General features: G+C 53.2%; 17 protein-coding genes and 1 pseudogene. 10 read left to right on the plus strand and 8 right to left on the minus strand.

What is annotated here, in order from left to right; translation table 11 throughout:
* Positions 1–197: 197 nt before the first annotated feature.
* Positions 198–1,034, plus strand: a complete 837-nt coding sequence (locus IE065_RS17020; protein ID WP_200163428.1) for a sulfite exporter TauE/SafE family protein — start codon at positions 198–200, stop codon at positions 1,032–1,034.
* Positions 1,035–1,122: 88 nt separating this feature from the next.
* Here the strand turns inward: IE065_RS17020 and IE065_RS17025 are convergent, their stop codons facing one another.
* The 4 genes from IE065_RS17025 to IE065_RS17040 form a co-directional block, all read right to left on the minus strand.
* Complete coding sequence (locus IE065_RS17025) at positions 1,123–2,838, minus strand: ABC transporter permease (RefSeq protein WP_200163429.1); 1,716 nt, start codon at positions 2,836–2,838, stop codon at positions 1,123–1,125.
* Positions 2,839–2,891: 53 nt separating this feature from the next.
* A complete protein-coding gene (locus IE065_RS17030) occupies positions 2,892–4,886 on the minus strand; it encodes a hypothetical protein (RefSeq protein ID WP_189517329.1) in 1,995 nt (664 codons plus the stop codon).
* Positions 4,883–5,983: a DUF3142 domain-containing protein gene (locus tag IE065_RS17035; RefSeq protein WP_189517331.1), complete on the minus strand. Its 1,101-nt coding sequence runs from the start codon at positions 5,981–5,983 to the stop codon at positions 4,883–4,885. The genes IE065_RS17030 and IE065_RS17035 overlap by 4 nt, the downstream gene beginning before the upstream one ends.
* A gap of 286 nt (positions 5,984–6,269) precedes the next feature.
* Positions 6,270–6,953 (minus strand): YoaK family protein, encoded by a 684-nt coding sequence (locus IE065_RS17040; RefSeq protein ID WP_189517333.1) that lies wholly within the window; start codon positions 6,951–6,953, stop codon positions 6,270–6,272.
* A 393-nt stretch (positions 6,954–7,346) separates the two neighbouring features.
* On the opposite strand from IE065_RS17040, the gene IE065_RS17045 reads away from it, so the two are divergent.
* The gene (locus IE065_RS17045; RefSeq protein ID WP_189517335.1) at positions 7,347–8,165 is read left to right on the plus strand and encodes a hypothetical protein; all 819 of its coding nucleotides are present in this window, start codon (positions 7,347–7,349) and stop codon (positions 8,163–8,165) included.
* An 82-nt stretch (positions 8,166–8,247) separates the two neighbouring features.
* Positions 8,248–9,090 (plus strand): hypothetical protein, encoded by an 843-nt coding sequence (locus tag IE065_RS17050; RefSeq protein WP_189517337.1) that lies wholly within the window; start codon positions 8,248–8,250, stop codon positions 9,088–9,090.
* On the opposite strand, the gene IE065_RS17055 is transcribed toward IE065_RS17050, so the two are convergent.
* Positions 9,087–9,608 (minus strand): HugZ family pyridoxamine 5'-phosphate oxidase, encoded by a 522-nt coding sequence (locus tag IE065_RS17055; protein WP_189517339.1) that lies wholly within the window; start codon positions 9,606–9,608, stop codon positions 9,087–9,089. The genes IE065_RS17050 and IE065_RS17055 overlap by 4 nt on opposite strands.
* Before the next feature lie 203 nt (positions 9,609–9,811).
* On the opposite strand from IE065_RS17055, the gene IE065_RS17060 reads away from it, so the two are divergent.
* Positions 9,812–12,361 (plus strand): GspE/PulE family protein, encoded by a 2,550-nt coding sequence (locus IE065_RS17060; protein ID WP_189517341.1) that lies wholly within the window; start codon positions 9,812–9,814, stop codon positions 12,359–12,361.
* 74 nt (positions 12,362–12,435) lie between these two features.
* Here the strand turns inward: IE065_RS17060 and IE065_RS17065 are convergent, their stop codons facing one another.
* The gene (locus IE065_RS17065) at positions 12,436–13,578 is read right to left on the minus strand and encodes a glycosyltransferase family 4 protein (RefSeq protein ID WP_189517343.1); all 1,143 of its coding nucleotides are present in this window, start codon (positions 13,576–13,578) and stop codon (positions 12,436–12,438) included.
* 43 nt (positions 13,579–13,621) lie between these two features.
* Here IE065_RS17065 and IE065_RS17070 point away from each other — a divergent pair, with 43 nt between their 5' ends.
* Genes IE065_RS17070 through IE065_RS17080 form a run of 3 tightly spaced genes read left to right on the plus strand, consistent with a single transcriptional unit; the run spans position 13,622 to position 15,983 of the window.
* Positions 13,622–14,434, plus strand: a complete 813-nt coding sequence (locus IE065_RS17070) for an SDR family NAD(P)-dependent oxidoreductase (RefSeq protein WP_189517345.1) — start codon at positions 13,622–13,624, stop codon at positions 14,432–14,434.
* Complete coding sequence (locus tag IE065_RS17075; protein WP_189517347.1) at positions 14,431–15,522, plus strand: glycosyltransferase; 1,092 nt, start codon at positions 14,431–14,433, stop codon at positions 15,520–15,522. The genes IE065_RS17070 and IE065_RS17075 overlap by 4 nt, the downstream gene beginning before the upstream one ends.
* 59 nt (positions 15,523–15,581) lie before the next feature.
* Entirely contained in the window at positions 15,582–15,983 is a 402-nt protein-coding gene (locus IE065_RS17080; RefSeq protein WP_189517350.1) for a cupin domain-containing protein, read from the plus strand.
* A gap of 12 nt (positions 15,984–15,995) precedes the next feature.
* Here IE065_RS17080 and IE065_RS17085 read toward each other — a convergent pair whose 3' ends face one another.
* Positions 15,996–16,580: a hypothetical protein gene (locus IE065_RS17085; RefSeq protein WP_189517352.1), complete on the minus strand. Its 585-nt coding sequence runs from the start codon at positions 16,578–16,580 to the stop codon at positions 15,996–15,998.
* A 511-nt stretch (positions 16,581–17,091) separates the two neighbouring features.
* Here IE065_RS17085 and IE065_RS17090 point away from each other — a divergent pair.
* The 3 genes and pseudogenes from IE065_RS17090 to IE065_RS17100 form a co-directional block, all read left to right on the plus strand.
* Positions 17,092–21,810, plus strand: a pseudogene (locus tag IE065_RS17090) (glycoside hydrolase family 9 protein); the annotation flags it as partial.
* 306 nt (positions 21,811–22,116) lie between these two features.
* Entirely contained in the window at positions 22,117–22,569 is a 453-nt protein-coding gene (locus IE065_RS17095; RefSeq protein ID WP_189517356.1) for an REP-associated tyrosine transposase, read from the plus strand.
* 333 nt (positions 22,570–22,902) lie between these two features.
* Positions 22,903–23,550, plus strand: coding sequence for a hypothetical protein (locus IE065_RS17100; protein WP_189517358.1), 648 nt, complete (start codon positions 22,903–22,905; stop codon positions 23,548–23,550).
* 149 nt (positions 23,551–23,699) lie between these two features.
* On the opposite strand, the gene IE065_RS17105 is transcribed toward IE065_RS17100, so the two are convergent.
* Positions 23,700–24,566: a helix-turn-helix domain-containing protein gene (locus IE065_RS17105; RefSeq protein ID WP_189517360.1), complete on the minus strand. Its 867-nt coding sequence runs from the start codon at positions 24,564–24,566 to the stop codon at positions 23,700–23,702.
* Positions 24,567–24,591: the final 25 nt, after the last annotated feature.

Raw genomic sequence — 24,591 nt, forward strand, 5'->3', positions numbered from 1 at the left:
CCCCAATGGTGATGGAGGCGGCGTTAGTCTTGCGGTGCTTAGTCGGTGTTTTGCTCATCTTGAGAAGTATCAGTTCCGGGGAAACGCCTTCTCATTCCTACTGGTTGTACAGATCTGGCTTCCAACCCTGACGAAAGACTAATTGTTCTGCAATCATTTGACGTGACAATCGTGTTCTGCCCACTTAATTTCTAGTCGTGTCGTTTACCGACGTTGTTGCCCCGCTCATCCAACCACCGTTGCCGTGGTTTAGCCTGCCTGTGGCGTTGTTTACGGCTTGGCTAATGGGGTTTGCCCGCAGCGGGCTTGGTGCTGGAGGTTTCGTGGTGTCGCCATTGATGGTGCTCGCGTTGGGTGCAAAGGATGGGCTTGCCGTGATTGCTGTGCTAATGGTGCCAGCCGCGATTATTGGTTGCTGGCAACATCGAAAGGAAGTGGAAGCTTCGTTGCTCAAGCCGCTGATTCCCTCCGCATTTCTCGGCACCATTTTGGGTGGGTTGATTCTATGGTCGCTGATTGCCTCCGGGGAGGAAAACGAGGTGCATCAGCGTATGGAGTACATTGTTGCAGGCCTCTCGTTGGTCTACGTTGCGCTCGTGTCCTTCCGTGAGCAGATCACGAAGTTTCGGGGGGGGGGCGGTCCTCCAAAAACTAATGGCATTTTCAGCGTTGGCGCACTCTTGGCCTTAAGCCAGACCGTGGCCAACTCTGGTTCACCGATGATGACCGTTTACTTTGTTCGCCAAGGCTTGAAGAAAGACCGTTTCGTCGCTGCACAGCTTTATTTCCTGCTCGTTCAAAATATACTTAAGCTAATTCCTTTCGTGGCTCTTGGCATTTTACACCTCGGGAATGCTGGGGCCGCAGTGATGCTATTTCCTATTACTTTGCTGGGGAGTTGGAGCGGGCAGCGCTTCTATGAAAAATCCACGGAAAAAAGCTACTTCGCTTGGTATATTGTTCTGCTTGTTCTGGGGTTTCTTTCCAGTGTCATCCTTATTTGGGGGCGACCAAATTTCCTCAACCTATTCTAAGGGGTTGTTTTTTAATGGAGTGACTAGTGGCCTTCGACCATATCTTCGGGCCTGTTTATACATCTCGACTGATCGCTCAAAAGCCTGGCTAGACGCGGAAGATTGCACCGAGTCTTTTACCAAGGAGTAGGTTGGCACCGATGATGGTCACGGCCAAAAAACACATGGCCCAGACGCCCAATGCGCAGGCGAGATACGGGCCGTCTCCGAGAAGGCTCATCAGCTCAAACATAGCCTTGGTGATTGGGTAGAACTCCTGCTTCACGGCGAGGATGAGGGAGTCGCTAACTTCAAGCATTGATTGAGAAAAGGCCAAGATGGCACCAGCGAGTAGGTTGGCCATGATCAGCGGTAAAGTGACCTTAAAGGCGGCCTTGACTGGCGGGCAACCGAGGTTTTGCGCAGCTTCTTCGTAAGTCTCTGATGTTTGCTGAAGTCCAGCTACGGCGCTACGCACCATAAACGGTAGTTTGCGCACCGCGTAAGCGATGATGAGTAGCCAGGTGGGGTTTTCAATGGGATTGAGAAAACCGAAGAATTTACCCTCTTGGGCCATGGTGAAGTATCCGAAGGCCATGACGAGGCCTGGGACTGCGAGGGGAAGCATTGACAAGGTGTCGAGCACACCTCGACCTGGGAGCTTGGAGCGGACGACCACGTAGGCGATGGCCAAGCCGAAGGCACCATTGAGGAGGGTCGCCACGCCCGCGTAAAAGAGGCTGTTGCGGATCGACGGTACGGTGAGTCCGTTGCTTAGTGCGAGCTCGAAGTTGTGCAGGGTCCAGCCAGTCGGTAAAATACTGTTATACCAGTCTGAGGAGAAGGAAATTAGGATGACGGCGAGGTGCGGAAGCAGCGCGATGAAGCTTACCCCTACGAACAGTGAGAGGCAAAGTGTTTGGCCTAGTGGCCCCAGTTTTTTCGCGCTGCTGGCGTGGCCAGCTTTGGCCATCATGGTGAAGGTGTTGCGGCCAAAAAGACCTTTGCCAATCAGATAAAGCACGATCGAGAAAACGAGCATCACCGTGACGAGTGCGTAGGGGAAGGGATTATTGCCTACTTCCTTGAGCCCGTCGAAAATCTGCACCGAGGTGACACGTTGGAAATTAAAAATGAGAGGAACGCCTAGCTCGGTAAAGGCCCAGATGAAGACAATTGTGCAGCCAGCGAAGAGCCCTGGGCGCATGAGGGGGAGGGTGATCTTAAAGAACTTTTTCCAGCCACGACAGCCGAGGTTTTCGGCGGCCTCCTCCATGGCTGGATCGATGTTGGCGAGTGAGGCGGCGGTGTTTAAATAGAGGATCGGGTAGAGACTGAGCGCATTGAGCACGATGATGCCCCAGAAGCGCCCGTCGGCCAGCCAGTCCATCGGCATGTCGGGATTCATCAGCCCGAGTTTGGTCAGGATGACATTGAACACGCCGTGTCGCCCCAGGATTTGCTGGATGCCAATCGCGCCGACGAAGGGGGGGAGCATAATCGGCAGCAGAGCCAGACCGAGGCAGATGGTCTTTCCGCGGAACTCGTAACGGTCGGCCACATAGGCCAATGGCAGAGCGAGAAACAGGGCGAGGATCGTTGAGAACAGCCCCATGCCGAAGGAGTTAACGAGGCCTTCCAGGTAGATCGGATTGGAGAAGACTTCGGCAAAGAACACGAGCGAGAATTCGCCATCGACGAAGAAGCCACCCTGTAAGATTTGCAGGATGGGCCAGATCAGGAAGCAGCCGAAGAAGGCGGCGCTGATTGCGTAAACCGTAAGCGAAAAACCGCGATTCATTACGCGCACAACTTGAGCAGACAAGGATTCAAAGGCGAGCCTTTCATGGAGTTTCCTTTGCGAGACGGAAAATTTCTTCAGCCTTCGAAGGGTTGCTTGGTAACGAACTCAGCTGGCGGAAACCAATGCCGTTGGGTGGCATCTTGGCCCAACGTTGTTTCTGGGCAACGAACAACGAGATGCTTATAAAAACGATCGGCTGCGTAGGGGTCGCGATGCTTTAGCCAACCACCGGCGATGCAATAGATGCGGGCGGCGTTTTCGTCGTTATTGGGGAGTAATCCGGCGGCCAGTTCGGCGAGCAGAGCGGCACGATAGCGGTAGTGGAAACGTTGGTCGGGTAGCGTGGCACTGGCCTCGATGCGTTTTATTTCCTCTTCAGAGTCTCGGTGTTGGATTTTAGTATGACGCATCTCGACGACGTTGGGGCGGTCAAAACTGCCAGAACTCCAAGCATAGTCGGGCATCAGTTCAGTGGCAAAAAGCTCTAGGCCGTAGTCCCTCGTAAGTCGGGCCGCCATCCAATATTTCTTAGCGCGCAAGTGGGGAGCTAATGCCGGGTCACTGGCTTGCTGCATGGCGTTCATATATGACTCCGCCTGAATCCGAATTAAAGGTGGAAAATACTCCAATGCTTTGTTAAAATGTTCTTCCCGCATTAGGCGACGGGCAATGAGCGATTGCGGTTCGCAAAACGGGTAGGCCATATTTTCATTTTGTGGTGGAGCGTTTCGTGCCCAAGTGATCAGTTCGTCGGTGGTGAGCACACGCTCAAGCACATAAGCAAGGTCCAACCAACTGTCGGCATTGACGAAGCAGTCGGCCGCTTCGAGGTAGGCTCCTTTATTCAGCATGAGTAGGCCAAGTTCACCCCAGGCGTGACGTGTGTCGATTCTGCTCCAGTCGGGCTGACTCTCATTGGTGTCCGCCAGTAAGGCAACTAATAGCGTGCGTCCTTCGTCGATGTGGCCATCGCGTAGCAGTATTTTACTGCGTATCCAAAGTGCGAGTGCGTCTTTTGGGTCTGCATAATCCAGCCAGAGTTTTGCTGCGGATAGGTTGTTTTGCTGATATTCCATTAGGGCGAATCGGCCCGCTTCGGATACAGTTAATAATTGGGGGCTAGGTAGCATATTCAACAAACGCTGGCGGAGATTTTGAGTGTTGGTAGCGTCGTAACGGCAGATCAGATCAGCGGTCAGAACGGCGCGGACTTGGTCGTTTTGGACTAGCTCGGCCAATTGCAATTCATCTGATGATTGCCAGATTTCGCGTGCAACAATTCTTAGGCTGGCGGCAGCATTTTCGTAACCTGCTTTCCACTGGAGGATGTAAAGGCTGACCGCTTCGGCGTAATGCTTTTGAAGGAGTTGTGCCTGGGCCTCCCACCCATAGCTGGCGGCGGCGAGGCCATGTATGTCCACAAAGCCCGAATCGACTAATTGGCGTACACGCTGATACCTTTGCGGGGCTTCAGTTTTTTGGCTTAGTCGCGCGAGCATGTACGCGGCGGGGACGGTTTGAACAGGGCGTTTCTCAGGGGGGAGTGCGAGTAGCTCATTCCAATATTGTTGCGCAGAGTTGGCATCATCCAAGTTATAGGCGAGCGCACCATTTAGATAGAGTTGGAACTCCAACGGCAAATCGTCAGGGGCTAGTTGGTCTTGAAGCGCAGCGTAGGCTCTTTGTAATTTCTCTTCATCTTTTGCTGATCGATAGGTCGAGTCAGCTGGAGCGTCGTGATCTTTCTTAATCTCGTTGAGTAAGCTGCGATACGCTTGGTATTTATTCAGAATGGACTGTTGCTCAGCTTCAGAGACGCCCGCTTGTTGTAAGGATTTGATCAGCTCGAGACTGGCGTTGGGCGCATCTTGGGTAAGAACGGCGGAGTGGGGCGCGGACTTGTCGAGCTGTTCCTTTAGCTCATATGTGAAGGTAAGTAATGGGGCGTCGAAAAAGACCCTGTCGTTGCGAACGACGTAAGGCGTGGGGATCCAGGGCCCGCATGCGATACTGGACTGGGCGACGATGAGCGTGACGGAGACAATGAGGAAAAACGGTTTTATAGTCATGGGCTTATGGAAATTTTCAGTTCAGTGGCGGGATTGATACGTAACCAGCCGACAGTCCAGCGGGTACCTTGTGGGAGACGTTCGGAATGGTTGGTTCGATGCCAGGAAAGTTCATTTTGCTGTGTCGTATCAACGATGTAGTTGCGCTGGCCATCCCAGGCTTGAGCCTTGGCGTCAGCCCATTGCACGATGACTGTCTGGGGCGGTGGGCTTGCGACAGGTGAGGTTTGAACTACCTGTATTTCTATGGATCCGTTGATCTGAGCAACGGCTTCGACTTGCCAACTTGGCTTGGAAGAATGTCCAGTAATGACGGTTTTCCACGTCACGGCATCCCAGTTAAGCAGATCGCCTACGATGGGCATGCGATACCAAATGATGCCTTGGCAATTTGGTGGCGTAGATACGCCGAGATCATGGACCACTTGGGCCATTGTTCCTGGATCGGCGCGTACGATACGATAATCCCAATTGGAATTGAGGGCTGCCGCTAAATTTTCCCCCGAGACTTCTACCAGTTTTCCCGTTGCATCAAAGGCTAGTTGATAGGCATAGGTTGGAAGCGCCAATTGGAAGGGACGATCAAAGGTCGCCGCTTGGGCGGCCCAAGCTAGGGCTTGCTCTGCATTGCAAAGTTCGATGGCGTCATCGGGATAATCTGGACGTTTAATACTATGAGCTTGAAGTACGAAATGGTCAGCCGATTTCACGAGTTCAGCAAACGCATTTGGACGAGTCATCCATGTGGGGAGTGTGGTGAGGGACAGGGATACGTTGCCCAAAGGGGCGCGTAGCTGCTTGAGCCAACTGCGGTAGCCTTCCAATTTGCTGGTGGCCGCATCGAAATCGATTTCAATTGCGAGTGGAATTAAGCCATGTCTTTGAGATTCAGCGAGAACCTTGCGGACTGTATCGAGCAGACATTGGGTTGTCTCAGCCTCGGAATTAAACGGCCCCGGATAACTGCCAACCCGGACGACTAGAGTTATGGGTAACTGCGAGCGCAAGAGCGCCTCGTAGTTAATTGCGACTGAGACGACATAATTACGATCCGAAGTTGGCGTAATTTCAGCGGCTAATACCGACAGTCCATTCAAGTCTTTTTGATGTGCGGTGATAGCTGTTTCAACGGCGGACGTCCAGTTACGCTGCCATACGTAAGCTGTCTGAGAGAAATCCTGAGTTGCCTGAGCTGAATTGCATATAGATAGTATTATAAAATATGAAAATAAAGCTATAGTCGTTTGCATCGCGTTCTGTCAGTTTTGACTCACACTAGACAAAAACATTCAATGCCAACGGTATGTTTTCTAAATAATATGGGAGGTTCTGTTGATCGGAGCCTCAGAGGGCGTTTCCAAATTCGTAGAGCATACAATTTGGCTAGCTGTTCGTTGGCCTTAGAAGTGGGAGTCTTTTATAAACGCTCCAGGAGACTCCGCCGAAGATGTAGCCGATGGCCGCAATCAAAATCCAGTCTACGTCGACGTAAACAATCAAGGCGCTGCTAATGGCGGCCCCTAAGAAGAAGGAAAACGCCATGACGATGGGGATCAGTATTTTCCAGTTCTCGATTTGATGCCCTCGCAGTTTCATGCCCAAGTGAATCCCCAAGTCAGTGAACAATCCAGTTAGGTGTGTGGTTCTGAGGATGACGCCGCGGTATCGGCTCGCCAGCGCATTCTGTGCACCACAGACAATGCTGCCTAGGCTGATGGCCACGATCGGGTGTTCATCAAAAAGAAAGTGTGCAGCAAATAGCACGAAACCAAGGCTTGATAGGATACGACCGTAGGGCATCTTGATTTCCAGTGTTGGGTGGTGGATGAGGTATCCCGATAAGGTCGCACCGGTGATAAAGCCCATCGTGGCGACCAGGACCATCAGCAGGTCTTCGACGGTGTCGTCGGTCAGCGTAAATATTCCGGATGCGATACGGGAAATGTCACCGGTTAGATGGCTAACCGACGTCCCGGTCTTGATAATGAAGCCAGCATTGAGAAATGCTGCTCCGAAGGCCAGGATACAGCCGCCGGTGATGACTTGTCTATGTGAGAGCTGATGCATTTATTGTGAGCAGTGCCCATTTAGCTCGGTACCCACTAGCACGGGGGGCATTTTTATTGAAGGTAAGAGCCTGATTCTTGGAAATCACAACCCTATTTAGGGAGATTCGATGTAGAGTCGTCAATCATCTCATTCAAGTAACCCCTAATATATGCGTGTTTTTCTCGGGAGGCATGATTGATTATTTGTTAATGCCTGTTAATGTGCTATTTATGGATTTAGATAGGAATTATTTATATGGAATAGTGGGTTCCAGACTTTAGTGAAATTGGGGTGTTTGTCTTAATTGTGTTTGGCATGTGTTCCGATCAAATTAATTGACTACTTTTTGGTTAAGTTTTACGTTTTTTATGAATTATTAAAAAAGCTATCTATTTAACCTACGCTATTCACATGATTAAGAACGTACCAACTGCATTCTGTGCTTCCTGCCTATTCGTTAGTGGCCTGTCCGCAGGTCTAATTGTCAACGGCGATATCTCTTCGGATGCATTGACTAGTCCTCAAGATGCAGCGACCTATACCTTGCAATCGAGCGAGGTCAATGCGGGCTGGGTATCATCAGACAGTGTTACCTATAATTTTAATGCACTTTCTACGGTTATCTTCCCAGGGTCGGACATTGCTTCGATACAATACGCATCCACTTCAGGAAATCCCGGAGGTTTTTATTTGGGAGAAAATGTCACGTCTCTATCTCAGTCAACATCCTGGAATTTATTCACTCTTGCGGGTGATGTCTTTGAGTTATCCATTGATGTAGCGGTGCTCGACAGTTACGTTAATAACGATACGTTGACTTATCCTATTGGAGGAGCGGTGACGGGGAACTCTGCCAATCTATCCGTTGCACTTTATGGTTTTTCGGGAGATTTAACGGCTCTCTCAAGTGCATTAGCGACCGATGCAATATCGATTGATGGCAATAATCTTGCTGCGCCAACCACAGGATTCACTGCGCTGGTGTCACCAACATCATTAAGTGCTGTCGGATCGCTCAATACTTGGGAAACTCAGAGCTTCAGCATCTCTGGGAATTATACCTATTATCTGTTCGGTTTGAGCGGTGTGTCAGGCGGTGTGCAAGGGGTAAGCATTGACAACGTAATCGTTGCCGTTCCAGAGGTGTCGACCTACATCTCTGGATTGGGCTTCATCCTTTTGGGTTGCTTTCTATATCGTCACCGTCGACTGGCAGTGAGAAAGGTGTAGGCATTGATGTCTTAGTCTTTACAATAAGCCTCGTCGGCAAGTGAAGGCCACTTTTATTGATTTAATCAATCTGTAAATGATTATGAATGCATGCGCTGCTTTCTGCATTTCCTTTATATATGCTGGAGGCTTATCAGCGGGTTTAATTGTCAATGGCGACATTTCATCCAATGCTTTAATCAAGGCAGAGGATGCGAGTAGCTATACTTTGCAATCGGGCGACTTAAATGCTGGATGGGTATCCTCAAATAGCGTTAACTTTAGTTTAAATGCTGATGCAGCCGCAAGTGTTCCTAATCCCAAAACTGCTTCTATACAGTATGCGTCTAGCTCCGGAAATCCAGGAGGTTTCTATTTAGCAGAAAAAACCGAATCCAATTTTGTGGCAACCACATGGAATCTGTTCACACTTTCGGGAACAGTAAACGAGTTATCCATTGATATTGCGGTGCTCGACAGCTTTGTGAGCAATGACTCGTCTGTTATTGCTATCCCTGACGCAGCGGTTGTAAATTCTTCAAATTTATCGTTCGTGCTTTATGGAATTTCGGGTGATTTAGCGACTGCCTTATCAACGCCTATCGGGATCGATGGCAACATCCTGAATGCTCCGAATGGTGCTGGTGGATTCACCACGCTGTTAGCACCTACTGCGATGAGCACTGTTAGTTCACTTAACACGTGGGAAACGCAGACTTTTAGCATAACTGGGAGCTACGCCTACTATCTGTTTGGAATGGCGAATAATGGCGGGGTATCAGGTAATGGAGTGCAAGGAGTTGGCATCGATAATGTGTCCATTTCCACCAGTCCGATACCCGAACCATCTATTTACATATCTGGATTGGGTTTCATCTTTCTGGGCTGCTTCCTCTATCACCGCCGCAAGGTCTCCCTTCGAACGGTTGAGTCGGTAAACCGCTAACGGTGGCCTTTAGCGCCAGTGGCGACACGCTGCTCTAGCTGATCCCAGTTATCACCGGTCACGCGAAAAGCTGCTGCGAATCCCAGTACGACGCGACCGCTTGTTGGTGTAAGCTTGATCAGGTGGAAGTCACTCATGCCGGCAAGTGTGTCGATCATGCCGCCGAATCGCGCACGAAAGGCGTCGAGTCGCATTGTGCATTCTTCGCTGTCGCGTGCGATTTCCTCGGGCTGGCAAGTGAAGGTGGCGCGTCGACGGGCAAAGATTTGAACAGCGTCCGCCTCATCTTCGATGATCATGATGCTGGCTGGGTTGCCGCCGCGCAGATTGATCGTGTGGCGTGCCATTTCGCTGACAAAAATGTAGAATGCACCTTGTTCGTCGCGGATATAGGGCACGTAGGAGGACTCAGGAGTCGGTGATTTCCCAGCCGTAGCAAGCATTAGCGAGCGCGTGTTAGCGATCAGTTTGGCAAAGTCCGCTTCAGTAGCGGCAATCGTGTTGTCGATTTCTGGCATATGCGCTACAATGACACTAAGAATTTCAGAGGAAAGACGAAAATGAGATTTAAAGTGAGGAGCAGATGCCAGACCCCGGAATGAACATTTGCTGTCATCGTGTAGCGGAGAAATAATGCGGGGACCGCAGGGAAGGCCCCTCAAAATAACCGATTGCCTTGCGGATGCTTGGCGTTATACTGCCCAAAAATATTCTACCTGTTATGCCTGACTCTGAACTATCTGCACCATTACGTCGTACACTTCTCCTCAAGATCATTTCCAACAAGGAACCACAACCAGAGGATGTGGATTCCATCATTGAGCTGACCTCCAGTAAAATCGTGGAGCTCCTGCAAGCGCAGTCGATGACGTTTTATCTGGTGCAGGGCAATAAGATCCGATTCAAATACGTTTACTATTCCCCGTCACTATGGGGTGACAATCATGCTAGGGAGAAGGAATTCCGCGAGAAGGAGACCAAGTTACTTGAACTAGAGCTGCCAGTGGGCACTGGGATCGTGGGCAAAGTGATTGAGCGCGGCGAGCCAGCATTTTTCTCCTTGTCCAAGGAAAATACCCGCCCGATGTTCAACATGTCCAAGGACACGGGTTTTGATGTCACGTCGATGGTTACCGTGCCGCTCATTGGCAGCAAATGCATTGGCGCGATTCAGCTACTCAACAAAGAGCCCGATGCGATTCACCCGGAGTTCCGCCGCGATGATCTAAAGGTGATCGAGGAGGTCGCCGAATATACCGCTCCGCTCATCCAGCGACTGATTGATCCAAAATACGAGATGCCAGATGAAAAGCTGGCTACGTACATCGCCAAATTCACTGACTCCCGTCTCGTCCTCGACAAGATGGAGCTGGAGATCGATGAAAAACTGCTCGAAGTTGTCGGTGAGGAGATCATCCGCAAGACTGGCGTGGTGCCAACCAAGCAACTGACTCCCACCAGTATTTCGGCAGTGATGGTCAACCCCTACGATTACCATTCGAGGGAAGAGTTTGAGCGAGTCACTGAGATGAGCTTGGAAGAGGTGATGGTCGCGCCGGAGTCGCTCATTAATGAGATGCTCATGGACATCTTCAAGACCACTGCCGGTCCAGAAGTAAAGGCCTCGGATGATGCTGAAATCGCAGGCTTGGTCGATGTCATTGGTGCTGAATTTGAAGGAGGCGAAGGCAAGCGGGATGGCGATCTGGAAGATGAGGACTCTGCTCCAATCATCACTTTGGCCAACCGTATCGTGGAGGATGCATACGTGCTGGGCGCGTCTGACATCCACATTGAGCCGCAGGAAAAGGACCTCATTGTCCGCTACCGTATCGATGGTGTTTGTCAGGAAAAGCTTCGCTTGCCTAAGCAGGTTTCTGGGGCGCTCTGCGCACGCTTCAAGATTATGAGTGAGCTCGACATTGCGGAGAAACGTCTCCCGCAGGACGGCCGTATTGTTTTTAAGAAATACACGAAGAAGAACATCGATATCGACCTTCGCGTGGCAACTGGCCCGATGAACTTTGGCGAGAAGATCGTCATGCGTATTCTCGATAAGTCGAAGAGCGCGTTGCCGATTACCGCTCTAGGCTTTTCTGAATACAATCTTTCGAAATACCGAGAGTGCATTCGCCAGCCCTACGGGATGATCCTGCACTGCGGGCCGACCGGTTCCGGTAAGTCGATGACGCTTTTCTCTGCCTTGCGTGAAATCGCCACGCCGGACATCAACATCCAGACGGCAGAGGACCCAATCGAATACACCATCCCGGGCATCAATCAGATGCAGATGCACAAGCAGATCGGCTTAACCTTTGCGCGCGCCCTTCGTGCTTATCTTCGTATGGACCCCGATATCATTCTAGTGGGGGAAATTCGAGACCAAGAAACTGCGGAAATCGCGGTCGAGGCCGCGCTTACCGGTCACTTGCTGCTATCCACGTTGCACACCAATGATGCACCGTCGACGGTGGCCCGTTTTACCGACATGGGTATTGAGCCGTTCATGATCTCGGCATCGATGCTGGTGGTTTGCGCACAGCGTCTACTGCGCCGTATTTGCAAGAATTGTAAGGAAGAATACATGCCAGAGGGCAATGAGTTGGAAATTATGATGCGGGCTTTGCCGAACTGGGAGCCGCACCCGATTTTCCGTGCATCCGAAGGTGGTTGTAAGGCCTGTGGCGGCAACGGCATGCGAGGTCGTGTTGGTATCCACGAACTGATGCAGAATAGCGAAGAGCTGACTAAGGCCATCAATGATCGCATGGAAACAGCCGACCTCAAGCGCATCGCCATGCGCACTGGCATGTATACGCTTCACCAGGATTCGATCCTCAAAGTGTCCGATGGGTTAACAACAATCCTTGAGGCCGTTGGCACCGTGCCGCCAGACATGATTCGCACTGAAGATCAATTGGCTGAAGAGCAGGCGCGCAAACATAATTTGGAAGAGGAACGCCTGAAAGAAGCCGCCGCGCTTGATATTACCGGTAAGGCCAAGGCCGATAGTGAAGCCGCCGCTGCTGCTGCCGAAAGTGAAGGCCTCGACATGGATGATTTCGAGATGGCCGACGAATCGGACGAGCCTGATATTGCTAAAATCGCTGAAGCTGCTGCTGCCAAAGCCGCCCAAGAAGAAGCAGCAGAAGACGACATGGCGATGCCTGATATTTCCAAAGACGATGGTAGGGAAGACACCGTTAATCCCAATAAAAAGAGCGACAAAAGTGATGAATTCGACGACTTTCTTCCGATGAAAAAGAAATAGAATTTCTTAACGAGTACGTCTAAAAAAGACTTTCGAAGGCGAAGACCAATTGACTTTTTAGACGCCCTCTACGCTCACAACTCGGAGAAATGAGCGTCCACGTTTGCCTGCCAGGAGAGCTCGGCGGCACGGGCCTTACCAGCGGTGGCCATTTCCTCACGAAGTTGAGGAGAATCGATCAGGCGGATAAAGGCGCTGGTGAGTGCGTCTTCGTCTCCCGGTTCTACGACTAGCCCGCTTTGTTCGTGGCGGACAGCCTCGGCGACGCCGCCAGTGTGATGCGCGACCACGGGGAGACCGCAGACGGCGGCTTCTAAATAGACGAGGCCAAAGCCCTCAATGCTGATACCGCTTTGTACGCTCGTCATCGCAAAGATGTCGGCGTCGGCGTATTGTTGCGGCAATTCGTCGTCTTCAACTTCGCCAACGAACTCGACCGGGATGCCTGACTCGGCGGCGGTTTTTTTGAGCTGTTCGACGTATTCACGCCCGCTTTTTACAATGGGCCCGACGATGTGGTATTCGACCTGAGAACGTTGGTCTTCGGGCATGCGAGCGAGGGCCTCAATGACATAGTGTTGGCCTTTGCGGGGGTGAATGCGCCCCACGGTGATTACTCGCACACGGGAGTAAAGACGGTCGCGTTTGCGCGAGGGCGGGTCTTCAAAATCATGACGAAGAGCGCCCGGAACGACGCGAATTTTCGATTGGTCGACCAACGGAAATTTCTGGATCAGCAGGCCGCGGTTGTATTCTGATACGACCCCGATACGATCAGCTTGGCGGAGGAGGCGGTTGAAGAGGAATTTGCGGTGCGGGAGTCGGCTGAAGCGCAAGATCTCTGTGCCGTGAAGAGTCAGAACGAGCGCCTTAGGTTTGGGCAAGCCGAGTAGCTGTGCATACATCATCGTAAAGATGGGGCCGGGCTCGGGCAGATAAAGAATGCTACGCTCAACTTCTGCTCGCTGAGTGCGGAGCTTGGTTGCCGTGGCATGACGGCAAGTCCAACCGAGGCTGCCGACATTGGCTATCGGTTGAAGCGGTAAGCAAGTCTTGCGGTCGAGCATGCCTGTGCGGTTCGAGGCCCAGACGCTGATGTCTCGACCCGTTGCCTGCACAGCGAGCGCCATTTCCTCTGCGTACGTGGCGATACCACCGCGTTTAGGGTAAAACTCGTGCGTGACTAGTAAGATGGGAGTGTCGTTAGAAGCTGACATCGTAATTGACCAAGCGAGGAAGATTGGGGAGCATAGACGGTTTATGCAATCATTGTCGCAACGCTATCGCACAGCTTTGGTTACGGGGGCCAGTACGGGGCTCGGCCGTGCCTTTGCTGAGATGCTGCTCGCAGAGGGAGTCGAGGTCTGGGCCACCAGCCGCGATGCTCAACGTCTGCCGATGCATGATCAACTGCATCCGCTCGCACTCGATCTGGCCGACGGTCGCAGTATGGAAGCCTTTCTCCGCGCAATGAACCCGCTATTTCCCGAGATAGACATCCTGATTAACAATGCGGGCAACGGCGTGTTTGGTGCCTTTGAGGAGATTGAGCCGAACGACATCGGTGAACAGCTTCGCGTGCTACTACATGGCCCGATTGCGCTTTGCCATCAGGTCTATCCGCACATGATCACCCGAGGCGGCGGTGCCATTGTCAATGTGGCTTCGTTGGCGAGGGATTTTCCATTGCCATTTTTCAGCCTCTATAACGCTGCCAAGGCGGGGATCTCGAATTTTTCCCGTAGTTTGCAGACTGAGTGCGCGGGTAGCGGGGTGTGCATTATTGATTTTCAGCCGGGTGATTACCGGACTTCGTTCAATACATCATCCAAGCGTCCTGAGGAGTTTGGAAACGAGCGCCTCACCACGGCTTGGGAAAGCATCGATAAGCACCTCCAAGCAGCACCATTGCCCGCGAAGGCTGCGAAGGATTTACTGCATGCGTTGCAAAGAGAAAAGAGCGGTGTGGTGACCAGTGGCGATTTTTTCCAAGCTGTTGTCGCGCCGTTTCTCACCCGTTTCAGCACCTGGAACCTGACCGAGCGCGTGATGCGCGCCTATTACAAATTGTGAAGATCGCGATCATTCAGGATTGGCTGCGAACTGGCGGCACCGAAAAGCACACCGTACATTTGGCAAATCGTTTTGCCATGGCCGGGCAAGAGAGCTTCGTCGTCACTTTTCGCCCGGGCGGGGCGTTGAGCAAAAATTTGAGCGCGCGCCGCATCGCCCTGCAGCCCGCTGACTCGCATTTGAACATCTGGACGCCGGGCCTGACGACAACCTTGCGCGCCGAGAAACCCGACATCATCCTGCTGATGGGTAAGGTGGCGAACAGCCGCGGTCTGCGGCTGAAGGAGCGCGTGCCGGAGTCTGTTATTGTGGGGACGTTGCGCACCGGAAACCCAATTCCGCTGGCCTATGCTCGTAGTCTTTGTGTGGACGACGCTGTGGTTTGTAATGCGGAGTGGACGGCTGAGCGCGCGCGCGAAATCGGCGTGGCTCGTGACCGTGTGCTTGTGGCCCCTAATGCGGTGGGCCGTAATTGGGATTGGAGTCAGCGGGACGCGCTGCGTGAGCAAATTCGCAAGGAGCAGGACGTCGGCGAGTCACCAGTCTTCCTCAAGGTGGCGGGCTTCCGCTCCGGTAAAGGCCAGCCTGAGTTAATTTCCGCCCTCGCTAATTTTCGTCCACAAGGCAATTGGCGTCTTTGGCTCGTGGGCGACGGCCCCACCCGCAAAGAATGCGAGTCTGCGTGTCGCGAGCTTGGCCTTGCCGAGAAAGTCAAATTTTGGGGTAATGTGGCAGACCCCTTCCCGCTGTTGGCGGGGGCCGACGTGGCGGTATTTACATCACAGGCCGAATCTCAACCCAATGCATTGGTGGAGGCGCAGTGGTGCGGACTTCCCGTCGTGGCCTATTGCACTGGCGGTGTGCGGGAATGCTTTATGCCGGACTTGAGTGGATACGCGGTGCCGCTCAATGACGCGGCGATTTTCCGTGATCAGCTCGGTGCTCTAGTGGACAACGCCACGCTTCGCGGAGAAATGAGCCGTCGCGGTCGTGAGTTTGCGATTCAGAAATTTCAATCGGGTGACAACGCTGCTCGTTATTTAGACCTATTCGAGCGATTATTGAAAAAGCGCCGGATGGCGATCTGAGTATTCTTTCCGCGGTGTTTATTCTTTAATCGATCGCCTTTAATCGCCAAGGTCTTGGGATGGAAACGTCGCGTATAGTGCATCGGACATCGGGGGGCGAAAACAACGCCCAGCGCCTTGGACCCTACGCTCTGGAATCGCTGATTGACGAAGCTGACGAACTGGCAATGACCGCCTATCGCGTGACGATTGCGCCGGGGTCAACCACCACCATTGCGCATCATCGCAAGGCAGAGGAGATTTATTTTGTGCTGACAGGGCAGGGGACCGCGATTCTCAACGGTGTGGAGCACGCGCTGGTTGCGGGGGATTTTTTACGTCTGCCGCCTGGAGTGAAGCATGGCTTTGTGACGAAAGACGAGCCGCTCGTCATGCTGGATATCCACAGCCCTGGCTCACGGCCCAACCGCGATGTCTATTTCGAGGGTGAGCCACCCGCTGGTTTTTCCGATAATCGCTAAGTCAGCCAGCCGCTATTTCATCACGAGGTACTCGAACTTGATGTAGCATTGGTAGTCGTCAGAGCGACCACTGAAGCGGATGCTTTTCAGGATGTAAGAGGTGTCGTCGTCCTTATCGAGAATGATGGGTTCTTCTTTGCCCAATGCAGCGCTATCGCGTTGGCGGGCAGCCTCTGCTGCTGCTTGGCGGGCGCGTCGTTCTTTAGCACTGTTGAGGCGTTCGTTAATCATGCGTTCGGCTTTGTAGCGGGCGTCGATTTCGGCCATGGCCATGGTGCGACCGTAGCCAACGGTTACTTCGTCGATCGTACGTCGGTTTTGGGGGCGAAAGATTTCGTGCTGGATTTCGATAATGCAGTAATGCTCATCATCGCGTCCACCGAGCCCGATGTTTTTCAGTTCGTATTCCCCGTCATATGCCTTGAGCTTGGCTTTTTGAAGTACGGCGTCTTCGGCTTTTTGGTAGGTGCGACCGTAGTCAATCAGCGTTTCGTTGATGGTGGTGTTGGGTTTGCTCCGACGAGGTGTCACTTGGGCCATGAGCAGTTGGGCGCTTATGGCGTAAATGATTACAAGTATGAAAATGGGGCGACTCATTCTGTTATGGGCTTATCAGATTGTCGCTTCCAGTCAACTACCAGAATTGCCGAATACGTCACTTGGTGGGAAAGGGGAGGGTATTCAATAATTTAATTTGAGCAGAAAAAATCATGAACATTTTTTTCTTTAAGGACAATTTGTCGGTATTTTCTATAGAATTAAGGAATTGTTTCTAATGGAAATACTGTAGTTTGTAAAATGTTCTTAAGTGATTGATGATTAAAAAGTAAAAGAAATTTTGCTACTTGGAATAAGTAGAGGGTTAACTACTCTTATTATTACCTGATCTGCGAGTCCCGAACCAGAAAATCATTATGAAAAGACTCCAGTATATAACATCCTTTTTGTCGCCGTAACATAGCGTCGGCTTGTTGCCGTTTCTTCTTCGCTGTGTAACCAGGGGCTGTGCGCCCCTGTTCAAAATCCTGACGAAATCTCAGGCATTCAATTCTGGCGCTCCGCCTGGACCTGGCGTCGCTGTGCCCATGCAAATTCGATAGATCAAACTATGAAACATACACTTTTAATCGGCCTGGCTTCGCTGACCATGAGTGCGTCGGCCTTTGGCCACGGCTCGATGGCAGACCCTGTTAGCCGAGTTTATGAAATCTTTCTGGAGGATCCTCAATCTCCAGATTTTCCCTCAAGTGAAGCTGCGATTGCCGAAGGTGGCACGCAGCCATTTTACGACTGGAGTGAAGTCAGCCGCCTTGCTCCCAACTATAACTATCAAGAGTTGATCCCCGACGGCCAACTGCCGGGAGCAGGACGTGAAAAATACGCCGGTCTAAACCTTCTGCGCGACGACTGGCCAGCGACCCATATTACTGCTGGCACCTACGATTTCGTTTATCATGCGCATGTACCGCATGACCCCAGCTTCTTCATCGCCTACATTACCAAGCCAGATTATGACCCGCTGCAATCCGTGGGCTGGGACGATTTGGAACTGCTCGATGGTAACATCGCGGCGAACCTTGTGGGTAACGAATACCTCTTCTCACTAGATTTACCTGAGCGTGAGGGCCGACACGGCATTTACGTGATTTGGCAACGCATCGATCCAGCAGGTGAAGCATTTTTCTCCTGGAGTGATGTCGTCTTCGGCGAAGATAACGGTAACACAACCACACCGCCTGACGGCATGGACATGGGCGGAGCGACTTCCGAATACCTCGATTTCTCCGTCACTGATTCTTGGGACGGCGGTTTCGTTGGCAGCGTGACTCTGACGAACCCATTCGAATCTGCCATCAACGGCTGGTCATTGGAGTTCGATTTTCCACGTGAAATCACCAGCCTCTGGAGCGCCAACGTTGTTACCCGAACGGGTGACAGCTATGAACTCTCCAATGCGGGTTGGAATCCCAATATTCCCGTTGGCGGTTCGGTAACGTTTGGTTTCCAAGCCTCAGGTTCCAGCGCGGGTGCCGACGTGACTAACGTCTCGCTCAATGGTGTTGATATAAGTGAGCATCACGACCATGGCGACATGGGCGGAGATACCGGCGGAGATACTGGCGGTGATACCGGCGGCGACACTGGTGGAGATACCGGTGGTGATACTGGCGGAGATACTGGCGGAGATACTGGTGGTGATACTGGCGGAGATACTGGTGGTGATACTGGCGGAGATACTGGTGGTGATACTGGCGGCGACACTGGCGGAGATACGGACAGCAGCAGCGCATTTAATGTAAATGTTGGTGATGACTGGGGCAGTGGCTTCACGGCCAGCGCAAAGCTGACCAATACGACCGGCTCTGCTCTGAATGGCTGGACGATCACTTTTGATTGGGATCACAAGATCACCAATATCTGGGACGCCAAGCTGGTTTCCGTTGTTGGCACCAAGCACACGGTGAAGAACGAAGCCTGGAATGGCTCGGTTCCAGCCAATGGTATGGTTGAGTTCGGCTTCAATGGCACGGCTGGCAATGTCACAACCCAACCCACGAATCTCACCATCAACGGCGTTGCTGTGACCGGCGGTTCAACTGGCGGTGACACTGGCGGCGATACTGGCGGCGACACGGGTGGTGACACGGGTGGTGACACTGGCGGCGATACCGGCGGCGACACGGGTGGTGACACGGGTGGTGACACTGGCGGCGATACCGGCGGAGATACCGGCGGAGATACTGGTGGTGATACCGGTGGCGATACCGGTGGTTCAACAGACAGTGATGGCCTCACCTTGACGATTACTAATGACTGGGGCAGCGGCTTCGGAGCAAATGCCGTCGTAACCAATGTGACTGGCTCAGCGATTTCTAATTGGACGCTCAGCTTTGACTGGTCCTACGACATCACTGACATCTGGAGCGCGGAAATCGTTTCACATGTCGGCACCCGCTACACGATCAAAAATGTGTCCTACAACGGTGCAATTCCAGCCGATGGCACGGTTGAGTTTGGCTTCAATGGCGGCCCTGGCGGCGTGTCTTCCTTCCCGACTAATATTACGCTCAACGGCACAGCCGTTTCTGGCAATGATGGCTCCACTAGTGGCGACACCGGCGGAGATAATAGTGGTTCAACCGGTGGTGACACGGGTGGTTCGACTGGTGGCGATACGGGTGGTTCCACGGGCGGCAATGCCGACCTCGGCGACTATCGCAAGCGCATCGTGGCCTACTTCCCTAGCTGGGGTATCTATGGCCGTGACTATCAGCCCGAAGACATCCCAGCGGATCAATTGACGCATATCGTGCACGCCTTTGCGCGGATTTCCACGGCGGGCGAAATTGAGATTATCGACACCTATGCCGACGTTGAAAAGTCCTATGGCGACGATACTTGGGATCAACCACTCAAGGGCATCTTCAATCAATACATTGAGCTGAAGGCTGCTAATCCCGGCCTTAAAACCATGATCGCTGTGGGCGGTTGGTTTGACTCGGGCCGTTTCTCCGACATCGCTGCTTCGGCGGCTAGCCGCGACAAGTTTGCCCAGTCAGTGCGCAACTTCGTGGTGCAGTATCAATTCGACGGCGTGGACCTTGATTGGGAATACCCAGTCGTTGCAACTGATGCGAACAGCAACGTCAGCCCAGCCGATGGCGAAAACTACGTTTTGCTGGCCCGTGCCATCCGTGCCCAGTTCGACGCCCAGAGCGCCATCGACGGCAAGGAATACCTGATCAGCGCCGCGGTGCCTGCTGGTTACGATAAGTATGAGAAAATCAATCTCGCCGGCCTAGCCGTGGAGTTGGACTGGATCAACGCCATGACCTACGATTACCACGGTCGCTGGATAGCAAACAGGACTGGTCACAATGCGCCGCTCTTCGACAACCCAGCCAGCCCTGACAGTGACCGCTACAATGCGGACTCGACTATCCAAGGCATGATCGCTGCCGGCGTTCCCGCCGCGAAGCTCAACCTGGGCATTCCGCTCTACGGCTACACCTGGAAGGGTGTGCCTGCGAACAACAACGGCCTCTATCAGGGTGCGTCCGGAGTGGGCTTTGGTACAATCGCCGAAGAACCCGGCATGGCGGATTACCGCACCATCGCCGCGCTCATCGACAGCGATTCGGCCAACAACGTCGAATACTGGGACGCCGATGCGCAAGTCAGTTACTTCTACAGCGCCACGCTCAACGGTGGTTCCTGGGCTGGCTACGACAGCCCTCGTGCAGTCGAACGCAAGTTGCAGTATATTGACGAAGAAGGCCTTGGCGGCGTGATGTTCTGGGAATTGTCCAATGACATCCGCGACCCCAGCAACCCCGACAGCCTGATCCGCGTCACCGCAGAAGTCTTCTCTGAAGAAGCAACCAGCGGCGGCTCAACGGGTGGCAGCACCGGCGGAGATACCGGCGGTTCCACGGGCGGCGATACGGGTGGTTCCACCGGTGGCGACACTGGCGGTAACACCGGCGATCCTGGCTTGGGCGCGTTCAACTACGGCGAAGTTCTGCAGAAATCGCTCTTCTTCTACGAAGTCCAACGCTCCGGTGAATTGCCCGACGACAACCGTGTCAGCTGGCGCGGAGATTCCGCCCTTAACGACGGTGCCGATGTGGGCCTCGATTTGAGCGGTGGTTATTACGACGCGGGTGACCACGTAAAGTTCGCCTTGCCAATGTCGGCTTCGCTGACGCTGTTGGCTTGGGGCATCGACCAGTATGAGCAGGGCTACGCCGACTCCGGCCAGCTCGACGAAGCACTGGACACGATCCGCTGGGGCACCGACTGGCTCATGAAGGCTCACCCATCCGCCAATGTGTTCTACGCTCAGGTGGGTGACGGCCACGCGGACCACTCCTTCTGGGGCCCGCCCGAGCTGATGACCATGAATCGCCCTTCCTACAAGGTCGACGCGCAGAATCCCGGCTCTGATGTCGCAGGTGAAGCCGCTGCCGCTCTGGCCGCCGCTTCGATCATCTTCCGTGACAGCGACCCGGCCTACGCCGACCAGTTGCTGAGCCATGCTCGCGAGCTCTATAACTTCGCCGACACCTACCGCGGCAAGTATTCCGACGCGATCAACAACGTGACGTCGTTCTACAACTCTTGGTCCGGCTATAATGACGAGCTCGTCTGGGGCGCGCTCTGGCTCTACAAGGCCACCGGAGAAGCCGCTTACCTGACCAAAGCTGAGAACTACTGGGACGCCAACATCAACGGCATCAACAAGAGCTGGACCATTAATTGGGATGACAAGTCCCACGGCGCTGCCTTGCTCTTGGCGCAGATCACCGGCAAGTCCAAGTATAAGCAGCAGGTCGAAGGCTGGCTCGACAATTGGGTTAACGGCTCCATCAAAAAGACCGACGGCGGCCTAGCTTGGCTCGACCAGTGGGGCAGCCTCCGCTACACCGCAAACACCTCCATGATGGCCTTCATCTACGGTGACACGGTCAACGACAAGGGCGGCGTCTACACCGGTTTTGCCGCAGACCAGCTCGACTACATGTTGGGCGACAATCCCGTTGGCCGCAGCTACGTGGTCGGATTCGGCAACAACCCGCCAATCAACCCGCACCACCGCGCCGCACACGGTTCGACCACGAACAACATCAACTCGCCTGTCAATAACCAGCACGTCCTCTACGGCGCACTGGTCGGCGGCCCAAAGTCGGACGACGACTATTCCTACGTGGATGACCGCGGCGATTACATCACCAACGAAGTCGCGATGGACTACAACGCTGGCTTCACTGGTGCCGTCGCCCGCCAGACAGAAGTCTACGGCGGCGAGCCCCTGGCCAACTTCCCGAATTAACATTTAACTTGATACACATGCTTGGCTTGTTGGTTGCCAAGTGACCCCAGGCCGGGCGCGGAGCAAATCTCCGCGCCCGGTTTTTTTGCGGGGCAGGGGACTGCATTCAAAGGTGGAGCTCTGAGAACGAGTGAAGCCTTTATTAAGGGTGGAGCCCGGTGTCCCTACCGGGCCTCATTGCCTCTCAGCCAGCACGATGAAACAGCCCGGTAGGGACACCGGGCTCCACCTTTGAACGCATCAAATTCAATTAAATAAAATTTCATTGCCAAAGCATGGAAGCGCCTAAGCTTTATGCATGTGGCCAGAAATCTCAGCAAACGGCTTCCCCATGAAATTCCCAGTTGGGTTCCCGATGGCGAAACCATGTTTATCACGGTCAATTGTCTGCATCGCGGCATCAATTCTTGGGCCAACGAGCAAGCCTTTCGAGGCATCCAGCAGGCGGCGGAATACTACGAGGACCAATGCTTCTGGTGGGTGAATTTGCTGATGGTGATGCCCGACCATACACACGGACTTATTTCTTTCAACAACGGCAAGCGCAGCATGAAAGATACTGTCAACCTCTGGAAACGATACCTGACCAGAAACCAAGGCATCGATTGGCAAAAAGACTTTTTCGATCACCGAATCCGCAATCAAGATTTCTACGAGGAAAAAGCCCACTACATCCGAATGAATCCCGTCAGAGCCGGATTATGTGAAAAGCCTGAAGATTGGCCGTATGTCTGGCAGAAGCAAAACTCATAGAGTTGATTCTGCCCTGATAGGAATAGCGGGGAGCTTTATTATGTGTAGCGCTCTAAAAATGCGGAGCCTCTAAAAGGTGGAGCCCGGTGTCCCTACTGGGCCTCATTGCCTCTCAGCTAGCAGGATGAAATAGCCCGGTAGGGACACCGGGCTCCACCTTTAGAAAGATCATCCACACTTAGTTGTGTTCAGATAAAACGCCCTAGGATTATAAACGACAGTTTGTTTTCAAATTCGCGAATTGGGGGATTATCACCAACCGCTGGCCTGCGTTTAAAACACGTCCGCGCTTGACCTTTGGCGGCGCAAATACACATTCCCGTGTTTTTGATCATGCGCAAATATACTGCTTCACTTCTATTCTTGCTCGCCGGCACCGCTTTTGCGACCGCTGAGGACACGCCGCACGCCGTTCCCCACGAGGAAACCGGTGTGAGCACGGAAATGGCGACACACGCCAACCCTGGTGTGCCCGTTGAGACATCCGACAGCTGGGATTGGCTCCCGACGCTGGACTGGGATTTTCGCTACAAGCAGGATCAGCCTAACTTCGCCATCAATACCACGATCTACGCATGGCACTTCAAGCCTGACCTCGAATGGTACGAGGAGCCGCTCAACGAGTGGACTTGGGGCGTAGGCTTCACCTACGAGCTGCACCGTGGCGAGGACTTCATTTGGGCAGTCAACGCCGATATCATCCCCTATGACTCCACCCGCGACTTCGCTGCGGACATAGGCACCTCGATCCAGTGGCACAACCCGGTTGTCGATGTGGGCGCTCAGTTCATGGTCCTTTACAAGCGTAATTTCGAGACCACTTGGGGCGTCCCAGTTGGCCCAGCGCTCTTTCCTTATCTACACCGCGAGTTCGATTATTTCGCACTCCGCATTTATTGGATTCCACCCGTGCGCGCCGCTTCGGACAATCAGGTCATCTTCCAGGTCCAGATCCCCATCGGCACAACCGGCGGGTATTGATCAACGCAAGATTTTCTCCAAAAAGCGCGAATGGCTATCTGCCGTTCGCGTTTTTTTATGCCCAATGGAGAGATTCCTACGCCGGAGGTCGCACCTCCCGCATAAAGGGACGCGCCTGCGCCACCTTTGAGGAGGTCTTTGGAGTGGTACTAGAACGCGGTTAAGTCTCGGTAGCTTCGCGGGGAGCGGCCGAGGCGGGCCTTAAAGCGGCGGTTGAAATTGGACAAGTTACTGAAGCCAGCGGCGTAGCAGACATCGGTGATGGGCATATCGGACTCTAGGAGCAGGTGGCAGGCGTGGCCCATGCGAATATCGCCCAAAAATTTCGCGTAGGACTGGTTGGTCGTGCGCTGGAAAAAACGGCTGAAGGCGGATGTTGTCATGCCAATGTGGCGGGCGACATCGGCCTGGGTGAGTTCTTCGTGGAAGTGATTCAAGATGTAATGAGAGGCCTTGCTGATACGCTCAGAGCGATAGTCGTTGAGATTAGGCCGGTAGCCAGCGCTGGCGATTGGCTCGGAGTTGTACTTGGCGAGGTAGTCAAGAACCTCAAGCATCAGGCAGAGGCGTTCGCTCTCGCGGGCGCGCAGAAGAGTCGTCATTTGGCCTTGGATGGCTCTTGCGGCTTCCGATGGAAAGCGGAGCCCGCGGTTGGCGCGGTCGAGCATTTTGCTGATGGCTTGTAGCTCGACGGCTGAGTCAAAGACCCCGCCGAGGCAGTCGCGTCGAAATTGTAGGACGATGGCGCGGGCTTTTTGGTCGGGCTTAGCCTCGGTCAACTCGCCATTGTGGTAGAGGTGGGGCAGGTTTTCACTCAAGAGGCACAAATCACCCTGCATGAAGGGCTTCAGTGTATCGCCCACCAGCCGCATGCCCGAGCTTTCCAGAATCAGCGTTAGCTCGATTTCCGGGTGGTAATGATACGCGTGATCGAAGCGCTGCCCTTCGATGTAAAAGCAGCGAAATGACTCATTTTCTTGGGTAACGATATACTCAAACTTTGCTCTAGTTTCCATTTTTGACGAAAATTGGGTCTAAAAA

This window comes from Cerasicoccus arenae (assembly GCF_014651635.1).
In the GTDB taxonomy this organism is placed as follows: domain Bacteria; phylum Verrucomicrobiota; class Verrucomicrobiia; order Opitutales; family Cerasicoccaceae; genus Cerasicoccus; species Cerasicoccus arenae.